15 protein-coding genes are annotated in these 15,815 nt (G+C 43.3%); 7 read left to right on the plus strand and 8 right to left on the minus strand.

Features of this window, described 5'->3' with window-relative positions; genetic code table 11:
* Positions 1–46: 46 nt before the first annotated feature.
* The 5 genes from B2400_RS09835 (at position 47) to B2400_RS09855 (ending at position 8,744) form a co-directional block, all read left to right on the plus strand.
* Positions 47–3,349 carry a SusC/RagA family TonB-linked outer membrane protein gene (locus tag B2400_RS09835; RefSeq protein ID WP_293933018.1) on the plus strand — a complete coding sequence of 1,101 codons (3,303 nt, stop codon included), beginning with the start codon at positions 47–49 and terminating at the stop codon, positions 3,347–3,349.
* Between the two features lie 10 nt (positions 3,350–3,359).
* Positions 3,360–4,874, plus strand: a complete 1,515-nt coding sequence (locus B2400_RS09840; protein ID WP_286651154.1) for a RagB/SusD family nutrient uptake outer membrane protein — start codon at positions 3,360–3,362, stop codon at positions 4,872–4,874.
* A gap of 22 nt (positions 4,875–4,896) precedes the next feature.
* Entirely contained in the window at positions 4,897–6,219 is a 1,323-nt protein-coding gene (locus tag B2400_RS09845; protein ID WP_149527336.1) for a Gfo/Idh/MocA family protein, read from the plus strand.
* A gap of 3 nt (positions 6,220–6,222) precedes the next feature.
* Positions 6,223–7,140, plus strand: coding sequence for a sugar phosphate isomerase/epimerase family protein (locus B2400_RS09850; protein WP_293933022.1), 918 nt, complete (start codon positions 6,223–6,225; stop codon positions 7,138–7,140).
* A 164-nt stretch (positions 7,141–7,304) separates the two neighbouring features.
* A complete protein-coding gene (locus tag B2400_RS09855) occupies positions 7,305–8,744 on the plus strand; it encodes a M28 family peptidase (protein ID WP_293933023.1) in 1,440 nt (479 codons plus the stop codon).
* On the opposite strand, the gene B2400_RS09860 is transcribed toward B2400_RS09855, so the two are convergent.
* From B2400_RS09860 to B2400_RS09890, 7 genes are all read right to left on the minus strand, one after another.
* On the minus strand, positions 8,741–9,535 hold the full coding sequence (locus B2400_RS09860) for a M48 family metallopeptidase (protein WP_293933025.1): 795 nt from the start codon (positions 9,533–9,535) through the stop codon (positions 8,741–8,743). The genes B2400_RS09855 and B2400_RS09860 overlap by 4 nt on opposite strands.
* A complete protein-coding gene (locus B2400_RS09865) occupies positions 9,532–9,990 on the minus strand; it encodes a DUF4870 domain-containing protein (RefSeq protein WP_293933027.1) in 459 nt (152 codons plus the stop codon). Before B2400_RS09865 ends, B2400_RS09860 begins: the two co-directional genes overlap by 4 nt.
* Positions 9,966–10,478 carry a DUF2752 domain-containing protein gene (locus tag B2400_RS09870; RefSeq protein ID WP_293933028.1) on the minus strand — a complete coding sequence of 171 codons (513 nt, stop codon included), beginning with the start codon at positions 10,476–10,478 and terminating at the stop codon, positions 9,966–9,968. The genes B2400_RS09865 and B2400_RS09870 overlap by 25 nt, the downstream gene beginning before the upstream one ends.
* Positions 10,376–10,717, minus strand: a complete 342-nt coding sequence (locus tag B2400_RS09875) for a TM2 domain-containing protein (RefSeq protein ID WP_149527330.1) — start codon at positions 10,715–10,717, stop codon at positions 10,376–10,378. The genes B2400_RS09870 and B2400_RS09875 overlap by 103 nt, the downstream gene beginning before the upstream one ends.
* A gap of 86 nt (positions 10,718–10,803) precedes the next feature.
* Positions 10,804–11,775, minus strand: a complete 972-nt coding sequence (locus B2400_RS09880) for a rhodanese-related sulfurtransferase (RefSeq protein ID WP_149527329.1) — start codon at positions 11,773–11,775, stop codon at positions 10,804–10,806.
* Positions 11,776–11,863: 88 nt separating this feature from the next.
* A complete protein-coding gene (locus B2400_RS09885; protein WP_187773904.1) occupies positions 11,864–12,100 on the minus strand; it encodes a DUF3820 family protein in 237 nt (78 codons plus the stop codon).
* Positions 12,081–12,839 carry a glycosyltransferase family 2 protein gene (locus B2400_RS09890; RefSeq protein ID WP_293933031.1) on the minus strand — a complete coding sequence of 253 codons (759 nt, stop codon included), beginning with the start codon at positions 12,837–12,839 and terminating at the stop codon, positions 12,081–12,083. Before B2400_RS09890 ends, B2400_RS09885 begins: the two co-directional genes overlap by 20 nt.
* Positions 12,840–13,331: 492 nt before the next feature.
* On the opposite strand from B2400_RS09890, the gene B2400_RS09895 reads away from it, so the two are divergent.
* Both B2400_RS09895 and B2400_RS09900 read left to right on the plus strand, forming a co-directional pair.
* Positions 13,332–13,997, plus strand: coding sequence for a hypothetical protein (locus B2400_RS09895; RefSeq protein ID WP_293933033.1), 666 nt, complete (start codon positions 13,332–13,334; stop codon positions 13,995–13,997).
* Between the two features lie 96 nt (positions 13,998–14,093).
* A complete protein-coding gene (locus B2400_RS09900; protein ID WP_223110835.1) occupies positions 14,094–14,786 on the plus strand; it encodes an FkbM family methyltransferase in 693 nt (230 codons plus the stop codon).
* Here B2400_RS09900 and B2400_RS09905 read toward each other — a convergent pair.
* Positions 14,783–15,706 carry a sugar transferase gene (locus tag B2400_RS09905; RefSeq protein ID WP_293933036.1) on the minus strand — a complete coding sequence of 308 codons (924 nt, stop codon included), beginning with the start codon at positions 15,704–15,706 and terminating at the stop codon, positions 14,783–14,785. The two genes, B2400_RS09900 and B2400_RS09905, sit on opposite strands and share 4 nt — an antisense overlap.
* Positions 15,707–15,815: the final 109 nt, after the last annotated feature.

Genomic DNA, 15,815 nt, shown 5'->3' on the forward strand with positions numbered 1-15,815 from the left:
TTTATCGCATTCAATCAATTAAACTTATAACCCTATCTATTAACCAATGAGAAAACTCAACCCTAAAACGACGCTTTTTGATCGGCGCAAGCTGATCCGAGGCATTATGACCGTTAAACTTATTGTTTTTATCGTATGTTTAATGTTCGTGCAAACATTTGCAGCAAGCTATGCGCAGAATGTTTCCTTAAGATTTAAAAATGCTAACCTGCAAAAAGTATTGGATGAAATCCAACAGCAAACAGGCTTAGAGCTTCTATACAACAACACCCTGGTCAACCGCGCAAATAAAAAGGTGACCATTGATGTAACGAATGTATATTACAAGAACGCGTTAAAGCAGGTGTTATCCGAAACCCATCTCACCTTTGAGATCAATAACAATACTGTTGTTATCAAAGAAGCGAATGCAAATTCGAAGCCTACCACTAACAGTATCCGAGCAACTAGTGCAAAGCAACAAAGTACAGTAACGGGTAAAGTGACTGATGATCAAGGAGCTCCGCTCAGTGGCGTAACGGTGACTGTGAAAGGAACCAACGTTGGTACTTCCACAGACAACGATGGTAATTACAGTCTTACCCTTCCGGCTGCCGCGCAGGTACTCGTGTTTTCAGCAATGGGCTATAACAGCCAAGAACTCCCGATCAATGGGCAAGCAACAGTGGATGCTACATTGGTAGGACAAGTTGACAACCTCGACGAAGTTGTTGTCGTGGGGTATTCCACCCAAAGAGTTCGTTACTTATCGAGCTCGGTAAGCACCATATCAGCAGAAAAACTAAAAGACGTTACTGCTAATGATCTTCCAAGCATGCTACAAGGTAAAGCGCCGGGGGTAGTCGTTTCTACGGCATCTGGAGACCCTTCTAGCCCTCCTCGCGTGCTCATTCGTGGCGCAGGTACCATATCAGCAAGTACCTCGCCATTGACAGTAGTCGATGGAAATATCGGAGGTAGCTATAACCCGGCGGATATCGAATCTGTATCTATATTGAAGGATGTTGCTGCTACAGGCCTCTATGGTTCCAGAGCGGCGAACGGAGTTATCATCATCAACACCAAGACCGGAAAGCCGGGGCAGACCAAAGTAGAGTTCAATAACTCCTTCGGGATGGGAAAAGCAACGACAGGAAGCTTCCGCTTGATGAACTCTCAGGAATTATACGACTTCCAAAACACCTTCTATAACCGCGATGCCAAGTTACTAGAGAATAATACCAACTGGTGGGATCTAGCTTTCCGAACCAGTTATGTCAATAACCATAACCTTTCGATCTCTGGCGGATCGGAAAAAGTGCAATACTATACTTCCGGTGTTTTCTACAAAGAACTGGGAACACTTCAAGGTACCGGCAATACGGGCTATAACTTCCGTAACAATCTGAACGTACAGATTACCGATCGTTTCAAAGCAGCGGTATATGTCAATGGATTGGTCAATAAGAACGAGCTGGAAAACAGCAATACCATGTATGACGCCTATACGGGATTGCCATTTGACCCGGCATTCGATGCGGATGGAAATCCAATCGATGGTCGTTTCTATGAAGGCTGGACAGGCCGTGAGAAAGAAAACTTCCTACATTCCCTGCAATACAATTACAATCGCTCGAAAAACTGGGAAGTAAGTGGAGACCTAAATTTAGATTATAATGTTACCAGCAAGCTAACGCTATCCAGCTATAACCGTATTCAGCTTGGCAATGGATCTTCTGCAACTTACTACGATCGCAGAACCAAACAAGGCGGTGCAAATATTGGCGAGCTCTATAACGGAACAGACGAGTACAGAAGATACCTGACTTCCAACCGCGTTCGCTATGCGGAACAATTCGGATTGCATAACCTCGTTCTATTAGGTGCAGCCGAAGTAGAAACTACCACTTCAGCTTGGGGTAACACCTCCGGAAAAGGACTTCCTGCAGGCAAAGACGTGATGTCTGTTGCTACAGGAGTTCTGCAGAACCCTAGCGGCGCAAGAGATCAAGTAGGCTTCAGAAAGTACCTGGCACAAGCAGATTACAACTTTAATGATCGCTACTTCTTGATCGGTTCCTTTGTCAATGAGTTCTCTTCGAAATTCGGTAGAAATAACTCCACCGCTAACTTCTATCAATTGGGTGCTTCCTGGATATTAACTAATGAAGAATTCTTGAAAAATCACCCGGCAATCACCTTCGCAAAGATCAGAGGATCTTACGGAACGGTGGGTAATGCCGATGGTATCTCGAATTTCGGTGCGCGTGGTCTATACAGCATCACGCAGGAGGCTAGCTACTCCGGTCTTCCGGGAGCAGCACCATATCAAAAGGGTAATCCAGATCTGAGCTGGGAAAAGATCGAGTCCGCAAATATCGGAGCCGACTTCTCCCTATGGAACCGTATTTCAGTAAGCTTGGACGTGTATGAGAAGAAAGCAAGTGAGCTCTTGTATAGAAAGCCCCTTGCAGCAACAACAGGCTATAGCTATGTATGGGTAAATGCAGGTTCGGTACGCAATAGAGGTCTTGAGTTCAGTATCCTTTCTCAAAATATCAAGAAAGAGGACTTCACTTGGGAAACCAACTTCAATATGGCATTCAACAGAAATAAAGTATTGGAGTTAAGCGATGGCGCTGAGGTATTCAACCCAGGAGCGAGACAACCAATTGCAGTAGGCTACGATATGGATGCCTATAACTTCCCAATTTGGGCGGGTGTGGATCCAGAGAACGGAGATCCTCTTTGGGAAAAGATTACCGTTGATGGCAATGGCAATCAAACCAAAACAACAACCAACAAATACAGCGAAGCAGCGTCCTCAGACTCTCGTCAGTTCACAGGAACCTCCGCAGCACCAAAGTTTACCGGAGGTATGAACAATGCGTTAACCTATAAGGATTTTACCTTCTCGGCATTCTTCAACTTTGTCTATGGCAACTATGTTTACAATGATACCCGTGCGTATTTTGATAATGATGGTCTGTACGAGGCGTTCAACTCGATGGTATTGCCTGATGGTTGGACACGTTGGGAAAAACCAGGTGATAATGCAACACATCCGAAACCAATTGTCGGCGGAAATAAGGAGTCGAATCAGTCCTCGTCACGTTACTTGGAAGACGGTAGTTACCTGCGCCTAAGAAATATCAAGCTAGGGTATAACCTACCGCAATCCGTAATCTCCAAGATGCGTTTATCCAAACTACATGTTTTCGTAAGTGCGGACAATGTATGGACATTAACCAATTTTTCGGGACCAGATCCTGAAGTTTCCCTTAGCCAGGTAGATTTAAGCTCAGGTATGTCGAGCTTCAAATATCCGGTAACAAGACGATTCCTTTTTGGTCTAAACTTAACCTTTTAAACTTAGAGAAATGAAATTAGCATCATTATATCGCTCGATAACACTCATTGCATGCTTTACGCTGCTGTTCTCCTGTGAGAAATACTACGACCCAACCGAATACATCGATGAAGAGGCTGCCTTGACCAATGAGGCCGATGTCGCAACGGCTACTATCGGTAGTTATGCCTTACTAAAAAGCGAAGCCTATATCCGTAGCGGTCACTTCCTGATGGAATACCCGGGTGATGCCGTTGCGCAGGGACAATCCTCCGGCGACGACTTAACACGTGCGTATCGCTATAACCATATCAATACCTCCGGCCATGCAACCAACTTCTGGTCGCAATCCTATAAGATAGTTGCTGCGGCGAACAAAGTAATCGAATTCGTCCCAGATGACGCTTCTGCCGGTCTCCTTCAACTAAAAGGCGAAAATCTATACCTACGTGCAATGGTTCACTTTTATCTCGTGCGTGTATTCGGACGTCCCTATCCGCAAGGAAAAGGTGAGAATATGGGTGTTCCGATTTTAAGAGAAGGATTGACAGACGAAGAAACCGCTGTCTTAACGCGCAGCTCGGTGAAAGAGGTGTACAACTTCGTTCTTGCAGACCTATTGAAAGCTGCAGAATTAATGTCTGAAGACAAAAGCAATTCCTTTGCGTCTAAAGAGGTTGCCTACGCATTGCTATCGCGTGTTTATCTCTATATGGAAGACAATGCGAATGCCATCAAATATGCCAATCTAGTCATCAACTCCGGTCGCTATTCGCTCCTCGAAGGTTCGGAATATCAAGGGTTTTTCAAGAGCTCGCCGGATAATAACAGGGAAACGATCTTTTGTATCCGCCATACCAAAGTGGAAGATAGAGGCATGAGCTCTATCAATTCCATGTATTTCAGTGGCGATGTCGCAGGAAATCCGCTTGGACAAGGCGTCAGCGGATGGGCGGAGATCTATGCTTCCAAAAAATATTATGATCTGGTTCAAACCTATCCGAACGACTTAAGGAACTCATTTATCACCCCTTATTTATTGGATGGAAAACTGCAATACAATCAGAAGTTAACTCCGGTTACTCCGATGTATTATGTCAATAAGTACGCTTTACAAGAAGGGCAGATCAATCTTAGCTCGCCGATCTTCCTGCGTCTGGCAGAAATATATCTGATTCGTGCAGAAGCACAAGCGAAGTCCGGAAATACAGCGGCAGCACTTGCCGATGTTAATTTATTGCGTCAGCGTGCCGGACTGACAGGCGCTGCATTGCGCACGACAAGCAATCTGCAAACTGCGGGAATGTCTGTTCTTGAAGCCGTAATGGAAGAAAGATATCTAGAGTTAGCTTTCGAAGGCCACCGTGCATATGACTTGTTCAGAAATAATATGCCGATGGAAAGAAATTATCCAGGAACGCACTCCTTGAATAATACCCCAACAACGAATATCACGCAAAAGGTTTTACCTACGGATCCACGCGTTGTATTTTATGTTCCGCAGGCAGAGATCAATAGAAATAGCAATTTGAAACAAAATCCTTAATCAACATTAAAACCTAACAACTATGACTTTTTCAAGAAGGAAATTTATCAAAGCAGCAGGCCTTACGACCATGTCTGGCATCTTACTGAACCAATCCGGGATTGCTTCAGAACGTGTATGGTCGCTAAATAATAAGACATTGAAGGTAGGACTTATAGGTTGCGGTGGTCGTGGAACGGCCGCTGCCATGGAAGCCCTCAACGCAGATCCCAACGTCATTCTCTATGCGATGGCTGATGCTTTTCAGGATCACCTAGACGAGTCGCATAAGACACTTACAGAGAAGATGGGCAAGAAAGTGCAGGTTTCAAAAAACAATCAGTTTGTAGGTCTAGATGCTTATCAGAAGCTTTTGGCGACGGATGTTGATGTGGTGTTATTAGCTGCTCCACCGGCCTTCCGACCAAGCCATCTAGAGGCTTCTGTCAATGCTGGAAAGCATATCTTCTGTGAAAAACCGTTCGCAGTCGATGCACCTGGTCTGCGCCGCGTTATTGCGGCATCACAAAAGTCCAAAGAAAAGAACCTAGCCCTAGTGGCAGGATTCTGTTGGCGATATCACCTGCCGAAGCGGGAAACGTTCAACAGAGTATTGAATGGACAGATCGGGAATGTCTTAGCTTCCGAAAGCACCTATAACACCGGTGAATTATGGTATAAAGAGCGAAAACCAGAATGGACAGATTTTGAATACCAGCTACGAAATTGGCTGTACTACAACTGGCTTTCCGGCGACCATATCATTGAACAGGCAATCCACAGTATCGATATGCTGCAATGGGCAATGGGCGATCAGCTGCCTATCCAAGTGACAGGTTCCGGTGGGCGCCAAAAAAGAACCGATCCGAAGTTTGGCAATATCTATGACCACTTCGCTTTAGTTTATGAATATCCAAACGGCTCCAAATCTTATTTCTCATCCAGACAGCAAAGCGACACAGCACCGTCTTACATGGTGGAATTGGTCGGCGATCAAGGGAAATGCCTTGTCGACTGCCGTACTGGTGTGCACAGTATCACCGGAAAATCGCCGTGGAAGTATGATGATGAAACGAAGTTTACGGACGAGAATGCTTATAAGAAATCCAACTCGCGAAGCATGTACCAACAAGAACATGATGAGCTCTTCGAATCCATCAGAAAAAATAAACCAAAAAATGATGGAGAATGGATGGTAAAATCTAATTTAGTAGCATTAGCCGGACGAATGGCAGCGTATTCCGGGCAAACAGTGACGCTAGACGCCGCATTAGCGTCTAACGAGACCTATAGTCCGGCGGAGTTCTCATGGGACATGAAGTACGATTTACCGATTGCGATTCCCGGTGTAAACATTAAAATCTAAACTATGAACAGAAAGAATTTCTTAAAATCTGCAGCCATACTAGCCGGGTCTTCAATCGTTGCACCCCAACTACAAGCAGCAGCCAATTTCGGCTTCCCGAAGGCCGCGGTACAGGGAAAGCTTAAAAAGGGGATAGGCTTTGATATGATTAAGGAGGAAATTCCCTTGGTCGATAAATTCAAACTGGTTAAAGATTTAGGCTTTGATGGCATTGAATTCAATAGCCCGGTTGCCCATTCAATCAAAGATCTATTGAAAGCAAAAGCAGCCTCCGGCATCGAAATACCTACTTTGGTCAATAAAGACCATTGGTCAAAACCACTTTCGGATCCTGATCCCGAAGTGCGCAAGTTTATCATCGACTCCTGCACGAAGTCATTGCAAGAGGTGAAAGAGCTAGGCGGTGACACTGTACTGGTCGTGCCGGGTGTTGTGAACGAGAAAGTATCCTATAAAACTGCTTACGATAATGCGCTGGATTCCGTTCGTAAATTAATCCCTGCCGCCGAGAAGACCGGTATGAAAATAGGATTGGAAAACGTTTGGAACAACTTTATTCTGAGCCCGATTGAAGCTGCACGCTTTGTCGATGAAATAAACCACCCCTTAGTCGGCTGGTATTTTGATATCGGCAATGTCCTTCGCTACGGCTGGCCGGAACACTGGATCGAAGTACTCGACAAGCGTATCTTCAAATTGCATATCAAAGAGTTCAGCCGCGAGAAGATGAACAACGAAGGCCTATGGAAGGGATTTAACGTAGAATTGACCAAAGGCGATATCGATTGGGCGACCGTCATGAAGAAAGTACGCGAGGTGAATTACAAAGGACAATGGATAACCGTAGAAATACCGGGCGGGGATAGAACCCGATTAAAAACTATTTCTGCACAGATGGATGATATTATTGCTCATTATTAATGGGATAATATTGTTCGAATTTTCTTTCGAGAGCCCTTTAGTCAAAGGGCTCTACGTTTTAGATCTTATTTACAGCCCATCTATTTAGGATAGCTAGGGATATTTAAACCCAAGCACTCCATCCGCTCGCCATTTTCCCTAAGAATTTGTAATTTCATTCTATTATGAAAAGAATCTACCTAATCAGCCTATTATTTTTAAGCCAATTTGCATTTGCGCAGCAGGCGTTGAAAGATAATTTTGAAAAAATATACCAGGATATCAATCAACATTCGGAAGCATACGACAGACTAAAATATAGCACGGAAAAGATTGGACACCGCCTCACCGGTTCTAAAAACGGAAAGAAGGCAGAGACCTATGTGCATGATCTTTTGAAGTCTTATGGCTATCAAGTATCCTATCAGCCTTTTTCCGCGGAGGCATGGTCCAGAAAGTCATTAAAGCTGCGGTTCAATAAGCAGGAGGTGCCATCAGTTTCCCTAGCACATTCTCCCGTTCGCGCAAAGGTTGAGGCCGAGCTTGTCGACCTTGGGAATGGCCTAGAAGCCGATTATCAGCATGTGGGCGAAAAGGTAAAAGATAAAATCGCTTTGGTATTTCTGCATATCCTGCCGAATTCAGGTCAAGGCCTAAAGAATCTGCACCGATCGGAAAAAACCGCACTTGCCGAGAAATACGGAGCTGCGGGCATTATCTTTATCAACAGCGTAAAAGGCAATGTGCTTTTAACCGGTACAGCATCGATCACCGGTAAGTTGATTAATATTCCGGCTGTTTGCATCGGTTTTGAAGATGGGATGAAATGGAAAGAAACCTTACTTTCGCAGCCAATAGTGGCGGCAATCGATATGAAGAATAAGTCCGGCGCGGCAACGGCGCGCAATGTGCTGGTGCATATTCCAGGGACGAGCCTGGCGAATGAAAAGATTGTTATTGGCGGTCACTTGGATAGCTGGGATTTGGCAACAGGAGCAATCGACAACGGAATTGGCTCTTTTGCCGTAGTGGATATCGCACGAGCTTTCAAAAAATTAGCCTTCCAAAACAAGCGTTCGATAGATCTTGTGCTGTTCATGGGGGAAGAGCAGGGCTTGTTAGGCGCCAAAGCCTACGTGGATCAGGCAATTAAAGAGGGCAAAATTGACCAGATCAAGTATATGATAAACCTTGACATGGTGAATGCCCCGATAGGGTTTACTACCACGAGAGAAGAAATGAAGCAACTTTTTGATCAGTGGGGAGCTGTATATGCGGAGGTTGATGATAAATTTAAAAACGAAAACAGCATAGCAGCAGGTCTACATAGCGATCACCAGCCCTTTATGCTGCAAGGTATTCCTACGGCTACAGGAAGGGGTGGCGCATTGCCGAATAATGCAGGCATGTACTATCACTCTAACCGCGATGTTTTTGGATTGGTAGATAAAGGGGGCTTAGAGCAAACCATTCGCGTAAGCGCAGCATTGCTCTATGCTTTAGCGAATGCGGACCAAATTCCGGCAATTAAACTATCGGATACCGCTATCAAGCAGTTCCTCGAAGACAAAGGGATGAAAGAGCCGCTAAAAATCTCCGGTGAATGGCGTTGGGGACAAGATTAATCGACTTCTGGTGAATAATTTTCTATTAGCAATTGTAGTTTCTTCCAGGTACTCGACTTGATCGGCGCTCGGTAGCCTGCATCAGCGTCCAATGTTTCTATTTTAGCTTCAATATAGGCTTTGCGATCACTCGGCGAGGGATGCGTTGATGCCCAAGTCAGGTCAAGATCACCTGTTAGATACACAGCAAATAATTCCATCACCTGCTGGAGGCTTTTCGGATCTACACGAGCCTCTTCTAGATAAACCAGTGCCTGTTCATCGGCCTCGCGTTCTAACTTCCTGCTGAAGGCCTGGCCTGTAAGAAAATTGGTTACTTCGGAGGTGCCCGATCCTGATAAGAGCAAGTCCAATCCGAATTGCGTAATCAGCGACTTCATCACATGTTTCTTTTCGCAATGTGCCATTTCATGAGCTAGTATTGCGGAAAGGTAGTTTGCGCTGTCAAGAAAATTGATGATACCGGTGGTCAGTACGATATGTCGATCAGGAAGCGCAAAGGCATTGACCTGCGAATCCTCTACAACCATGATTTTATAGCTCTTGCGCGAAATGCCATTTTTGGAAGCTAAGGGATTGAATATAGAATCTACAATTTGCTTGACACTATCATCTCGAATCACGGTCATCGTATGCTCCAACTCATCAACCACCAATCTGCCCAACCGCTTCTCCAGTTTTTCTTGTTTCTCGTCCAACTCGAAAAGCTTGCTCCAGTTTACCTGAGAAAGACCAAAGTATAAAGCCGCAATACCAGCTAAAAGTAAAATGAATTTTCCAACTATCTTCATCTCTTAAACAAATTATCTGTGATATCACCAAATAGAAACCAACGCACATGAATGCCCTTTCTGGTACGTATTGAAGTATAAATCGTTGAAATAATCTCAATGATGTTGATGAGGATAACGATTGTCAGGTAGGAAAAATAACGATTGAATTCCGCGTCGGTCATCATCTCGTCTCTCCAAAAGATAATCCGTATTGTCCACCAAAATGCAACGGTATTGAAGAAAAAGATGAACAGTTGCGATATTAACGCTTGCATACAATGCCATTTGACAAAGGCCGTCGACTTTCTATTCCCTAAATAGAAGATGACCGTTGCTAAAAGATTAAAAATTGGGAGGGGTAAGCCCACAAAAAGAGCAAACAATGACATGAGGTAGCTATTGGAAGCATACTCCCGTTCATTCTCCGTAATTTCTCTTGGCGAGAAGTTTATAGTCCTTTCTTGATATTCCATATCCAATTTAAAAGGATGAAAAGAATTAAGATGATACTTAATAAACGCTGCTTCTGCAAGGTGTGCTCGATCCAGCGGTATGCGCGAAAGAAGTAGTCCTTTCGAAAAATAACATCGATCAGCATCAACACGATTATTCCGATGGCTAGAACGCTGACCAGCAATCCTAAGGGATTGATCATGATGGCTTGCATGATGTCGCCGTCAAGCAGACTTTTTACAGATCGGGTTGTTCCGCAGGATGGACAGGGATAACCCGTAACATGCTTAATCGGGCATAAGGTTGTTCCGATCGGACTATGATAATCGATATAAAGCCATATTAGTCCGAAAAAACAAACTATACCTGTCGTAAAGTATAGTTTGTTCTTTGCTGATATCGTTTTTAGTAACTCAATGATTGTACTAATTTTTCGAAGTTCTTGCTTTTCGTAGCACCCATGATCAAGAAATAATCGATGATTGCCCAGATGCCGAAGCCGCCGCATGTTAAAAGTTTACCGATTCCAAGTCCTGTATCTCCGATCATAAAACGGTCGATACCTAAAGGGCCCGCTAGTAAGGATACAATCAATACCGTCGTTGGATCTTTATACTGTTGTATTTGTACGTTGGTAAATTTGCTGTCGTCCGCCTTTGTTAGTAAGTCTTTGATTTCCATTAAATGATACGATTCAAAGTACTTGTTATGAGACATTAAAAACATGTCAACTCTTTGGCTTTCCATTAGTGTTTTGAGGTTTATTGTTAGAAAATAAAAAATCCATTTATGGTATTAAGATAAATGGATTTTTTTGATAAATATAGAAAACTTTAATTTTTAATAAGTTTTTTATGCTTGCGTTTACTAATTTTTTCGATGTTCACCGGTTGCGGAACTTTTACGTAATATCCGGTTCCATCATATTCGCGTTTACGAGGATGTGTTTTACATTCGTCTGAACAACAGCCGTCCATCTCCCAGCCGCACTCATCGCACTGCGTAAAGTGCTCGTTACACACTGGATTGGCACAATTGATCATCTTCGAAGTTGTCTTTCCACAGTTTCTACAAGTAGAAATTACTTCCGGATTTACGGAGTTTACATCTACCGTAACGCGGTTATCAAACACATAGCATTTGCCTTCGAAATCTTTTCCGCCAGCTTCTTTACCATATTTGATGATACCCCCGTGTAACTGATAAACATCCTCAAAACCCTCTTTTAATAATAATGCAGATGCCTTTTCACATTTGATACCGCCAGTACAGTATGTCAATATCTTCTTGCCTTTATACTGCTCCAGTTCTTTTACTTTTTCAGGAAACTCACGGAAGTTTTCGATATCTAATGTAACAGCATTCTTAAATCTGCCCACCGAATGCTCATAATTTGAGCGAACATCCAAGATAACAACATCCTCATCATCTTTCATCTTCATGAAGTCCTGAGGCTCTAGGTGCTTACCTGTCTGCTTGTTCGGATCGATTACTTTAGGGTCTCTAAGTCCTGAGTGTACAATTTCCTCTTTGTAGCGACAATGCATTTTGATGAAAGAAAGTTCTTCCACATCGTCAATCTTAAATTCAGTCTTTGCAAATCTAGGATCCGCGTGTACCGTGTCCATATAGGTTTTTACCGATTCAGGCGTGCCGGAAATAGTACCGTTCAAGCCTTCGTCAGCAACAATAATACGACCTACAAGATTAAGGGATTTACAAAAGTTTAAATGATCGTCAGCGAATTGTTCTGCGTTCTCGATCGGGCTGTAACAATAGTACAGCAGGGTTTGATATTTTGCCATATATTCATTGATACCGCTGCAAACGGCGTTTAATGTTAAAAATTATACGCAAAGATACGTAATTAGGAAAAATAAAAATTGATACGCATCACTTTTTGATCAAAGGGCGTAATAAATATTCCAGTCCGTTCACCTTGATTTCATACAGACTAGCAAGTTGAATCCCTAATTTTCCGGGTGGGAATCCTTTCTTTTTGAACCACACTAGATAGGGTTCCGGTAAGTTGCAAAGCAGATAACCCTGATATTTGCCAAAGGGCATCTTCGTGTTTGCCAGCTCAATGAGCATCTCCGGACGGAACAAATCAGTCTCTTGTTTTGCCATTTTTAAATCGATGTAGCATTAAGCGCAAGGCGATAATGCCGTGGTTAAAAAGATTAGGAATGAAACCGTAGTATTTTTTGAAGATTTCGTAGCGTTCTTTGAGGCTCTGTTTGTGTCGCTGCTGTGACATCCCACCGACTAAATACTTCGCTACATAATCCTTGACGTTGACAATCTTGTTCGCCTTTTTTGCCGCACGAATGACCCAGTCAATATCCGAGCTAAGCTTATATTGCAAGTCGTAGGGCTCAGCAATACTGCGCTTGACGTAAATCGCCTGGTGGCACACATTCATGCCATATTTAAACGACTTCCAGTCAAACTGCTCCGGGCAGGCATGACGGCGGTCGCCGAGAATCTCCCGATCCTCGTTCACGAGCTTTGTTTCCCCATAATAGATGTCTGCATCAGGCGCAGAGTTGAAGACCTTGCTCAAGGTATCGCTCGCAAACAACTCATCGCCGGAATTCAAGAATAATACATAATCGCCAGTGGCAGCACGCAGGCCCTTGTTCATCGCATCGTAGATGCCCTTGTCCTTCTCCGAAATCAAAACGCTTATATGCGTCTTAAATTCCTGGATAACATCCAAGGTTCCATCCGTCGATAGACCGTCCACAATAATATATTCAATATTCGGATAGTCCTGCTTAGCAACGGAGGTTAGGGTATAGCGGATATCCCGAACATTATTGTACACAATGGTGATTATGGAAATTTTTGGCTTCTTCTCAAGCATGCTGATGTCCCGAATTTCAAAACACAAAAGTACGGAATATCGCGGTATTATCTTCGACCGTATTTTGGCAAAGTTATAGACTGCTTCGGGATAGTCCTAAATCATACCTTAATCAAACCCAAATCAAAGCCCTTTGGAAGCGCTTTTGATTGGGTTATACATTGGGTTTGAAAGGGGAGTGAAAGGGTTCTAAGCAGATGATGATACGAGTGGACCTTCAACGAGCTCTCTACAAATTATTAGCGGATCACATTTCTATTTTTGCGAAATATTTTTAAGTTTGTGTTGCGAAATTATCTATGAGATTGCTGAGCTGTTCAAAAAAGGTTTTTCGCGATTTAACCATTTATTGATTTTTATTTGATGCGCTTTTTTCCCTTTGTCTTTCTCTTTTGGATTTCTTTCACTTCCTGTCAATCTTCTGGTTCTGATGTACGTCTTGCGGTCGAAAATTTAGACTTGGACTCCGTTGGTATCCAGTTTTCTCATTATATGACCGGGCAAGAAATATTAGATACCGTGGTCCCTGTAGGTGATTTCGTTACGATTTCGGGTTTGCCAGAGGATATGTACATCGTTATGCTGCGCTGGCCGAGAACTTATATCCCGCATCATTATCTGCGGAGCCGCGAATTTCAGCAGGGCGTAGGCACGCAGTACTTAGTCAATAAGACCTTCTACGTCAATCCGAAGGAGCAAGCAGACTATAAGTTTTCGTTCGATAAGGGGCTTCGCGCTGAAGATATCGAAATGAACGAAGTGGAAAAGGTGAATTTAGAATTAGGAGAGTGCAGCAGCTGCGCTATTGCAGAAACCTATTGGAAAGCTTATCATGACTTTATTGCTCGTAAGGACTCGAAAATCAAGGAGCTGAGCCAGGTATATTATAAAGCTTTGGATGAGAAGGATGCATCAAGCAAGGAGAAGTACCAGCAGATTGAAGCGTATAAGCAAGATACAAATGCTGATGAAGTATTTTTGAACGAGTTTGATAAGCTTACCGCCTCGTTCGGAAATGAAGCGGTGAGTAGCTTTTTTGTGTTCTTTCAATCGAACATGGATAAAGAGAATAAGCGGTACTTAAAGAATTTTGAGGATTTAAAAGGGGAAGCCTTGGAGTCGCCGTATTATGAGCAGATGTTGAAAAAAAATAAGTAATACGCGATTTATACTAAAAGTTCTCCCATTCTTTATCTTTCCAGATACTATTTGTAACTTATTGCTGTTATTTAATAAGTTAAACCAGTAAACTGAATGCCCTCATTAAAAAAGACCATTTTAAAGTACTTTCCGATCGATAAGTTTTTCTTTTCCAGATCTTATTCACAAGAGGGCGAGGATATGCTCATCCGCAGTTTTTACGAGACACGCAAGCGCTACAAAGGGTACTATGTAGACGTTGGTGCACATCATCCCTATCGTTTTTCGAATACGATGTTTTTTTACAAGCAAGGTTGGCGCGGAATCAATATTGAGCCATCACCGGAAGCGATGAAATGGTTTCAATTTTTTCGACGTCGGGATGTGAATCTGAATATCGGAATCAGTGAGAGTCCGCAGGAGCTGACCTACTACTGTTTCAATGAGCCTGCTTTAAATGGCTTTTCTCAGGAGATTTCAGAGAAGCGCGACGGCTTGAATGCTAAATACCATTTGGTCAAGAGCATTCCTGTTCCTACGCTGCCACTTTCGGAAGTTTTGGACAAGCATTTGCCCAAAGGACAGGAGATTGACTTTCTGTCGATCGATGCGGAAGGATTTGACTATATCGTATTGCAGTCGAACGACTGGGAGCGCTATAGACCTATTTTTGTGTTGGTGGAAGAAGAGCTGAGCATTAAGGATTTGAGCCAGTCGGCAGTTTACCGCTTTCTGAATGAGAAAGGATACGAACTAGCCGGCAAAACGAAACGCACCTTGGTGTTCAAACGTGCTGATACACTTTAGCGCATTGCTTTTTTAGCCTTCCGTTGGTTTATTTTCTTTTCGATGAAGCGAGCTAAGCGTTCGAAAAATGTTCCTTTTCTATTCTTGTAGAAATGCTTAATCGCTGAGAATGCAATCGGGTCTTCCTCGACAAGGGCCGGGTATTTACGGATTGTTGTTTTCGCCAATTGGACTTTATAGACCTGATCGACATCAGAATGGGTTCCGGATCCGTCAGTTCCGGTATTTTGTATATAGGAATTGCGCGGATAGAGGACCAAGCCCTGCTTATTAAATACCGATAGGTACCAGCGGATTGCCCAGGAATTGATCTTTCCGGCTTTAAATTGCTTCACCTGTTTCCAAAAGTTCTCGCTATGGTCTACGCTAAAGGCTTTGATGTCGCGGCGTTTAAAATCCTTCGTCAGTTCTTCGATATCCGGATTGAAATGCTTCCACGCACGGTCCCATGTTGCCCATCCCCAGCTGCTGGCTACACGAAAGAAGAATGACTCAGGAAGCGACTTAGGATTCTCAACGGGATACATATAGCCTGCAATTTGCATCACTTTCTCGTTCTCGGCATATTGATTCAATGCGGAATTGAAATAGGTCAGCGCAAAGCGGGAAGTCTCGAGGTCATCTTCTAACACAATGATGCGCCCATGTTTCTGCACCACCTGCGTTACTCCGTCAATAACCGAATTCGCAAGACCTTTATTCTGTCCACGTTCAATAATATAGATATGCTTAAACTTCCAGGGTTCTCGGATAATGGCGCGTACGCTGTTGACATCGTCGATATCATCGGCCGTCTTTGCAGCATCAGAGAAGATGTAGATTTCAGACTGATCAGCCAGTCTATTGGCTTCTAAAGCCTGTAGTGTTTTTCTAGTGTGAACGGGTCTGTTATAAACAAATAGTGCAATCGGTGCTAACATGAAGGGGTTTTACTATCTATATTGTTCAAATATATGGAGTTAATCTCGCAATGCTTATGTATATTGGTATTTTTTATATGCTGTACAAATATCTTTCCTAAATTTGATG

Source organism: Sphingobacterium sp. UBA6645, from assembly GCF_002455685.1.
GTDB classification, from domain to species: domain Bacteria; phylum Bacteroidota; class Bacteroidia; order Sphingobacteriales; family Sphingobacteriaceae; genus Sphingobacterium; species Sphingobacterium hotanense.

Coding starts and splice junctions, on each gene's coding strand:
- B2400_RS09835 (WP_293933018.1), top strand. CDS start 47: ATGAGAAAACTCAACCCTAAAACGACGCTTTTTGATCGGCGCAAGCTG.
- B2400_RS09840 (WP_286651154.1), top strand. CDS start 3,360: ATGAAATTAGCATCATTATATCGCTCGATAACACTCATTGCATGCTTT.
- B2400_RS09845 (WP_149527336.1), top strand. CDS start 4,897: ATGACTTTTTCAAGAAGGAAATTTATCAAAGCAGCAGGCCTTACGACC.
- B2400_RS09850 (WP_293933022.1), top strand. CDS start 6,223: ATGAACAGAAAGAATTTCTTAAAATCTGCAGCCATACTAGCCGGGTCT.
- B2400_RS09855 (WP_293933023.1), top strand. CDS start 7,305: ATGAAAAGAATCTACCTAATCAGCCTATTATTTTTAAGCCAATTTGCA.
- B2400_RS09860 (WP_293933025.1), bottom strand. CDS start 9,535: ATGAAGATAGTTGGAAAATTCATTTTACTTTTAGCTGGTATTGCGGCT.
- B2400_RS09865 (WP_293933027.1), bottom strand. CDS start 9,990: ATGGAATATCAAGAAAGGACTATAAACTTCTCGCCAAGAGAAATTACG.
- B2400_RS09870 (WP_293933028.1), bottom strand. CDS start 10,478: ATGCGGCGGCTTCGGCATCTGGGCAATCATCGATTATTTCTTGATCAT.
- B2400_RS09875 (WP_149527330.1), bottom strand. CDS start 10,717: ATGGAAAGCCAAAGAGTTGACATGTTTTTAATGTCTCATAACAAGTAC.
- B2400_RS09880 (WP_149527329.1), bottom strand. CDS start 11,775: ATGGCAAAATATCAAACCCTGCTGTACTATTGTTACAGCCCGATCGAG.
- B2400_RS09885 (WP_187773904.1), bottom strand. CDS start 12,100: ATGGCAAAACAAGAGACTGATTTGTTCCGTCCGGAGATGCTCATTGAG.
- B2400_RS09890 (WP_293933031.1), bottom strand. CDS start 12,839: ATGCTTGAGAAGAAGCCAAAAATTTCCATAATCACCATTGTGTACAAT.
- B2400_RS09895 (WP_293933033.1), top strand. CDS start 13,332: ATGACCGGGCAAGAAATATTAGATACCGTGGTCCCTGTAGGTGATTTC.
- B2400_RS09900 (WP_223110835.1), top strand. CDS start 14,094: ATGCCCTCATTAAAAAAGACCATTTTAAAGTACTTTCCGATCGATAAG.
- B2400_RS09905 (WP_293933036.1), bottom strand. CDS start 15,706: ATGTTAGCACCGATTGCACTATTTGTTTATAACAGACCCGTTCACACT.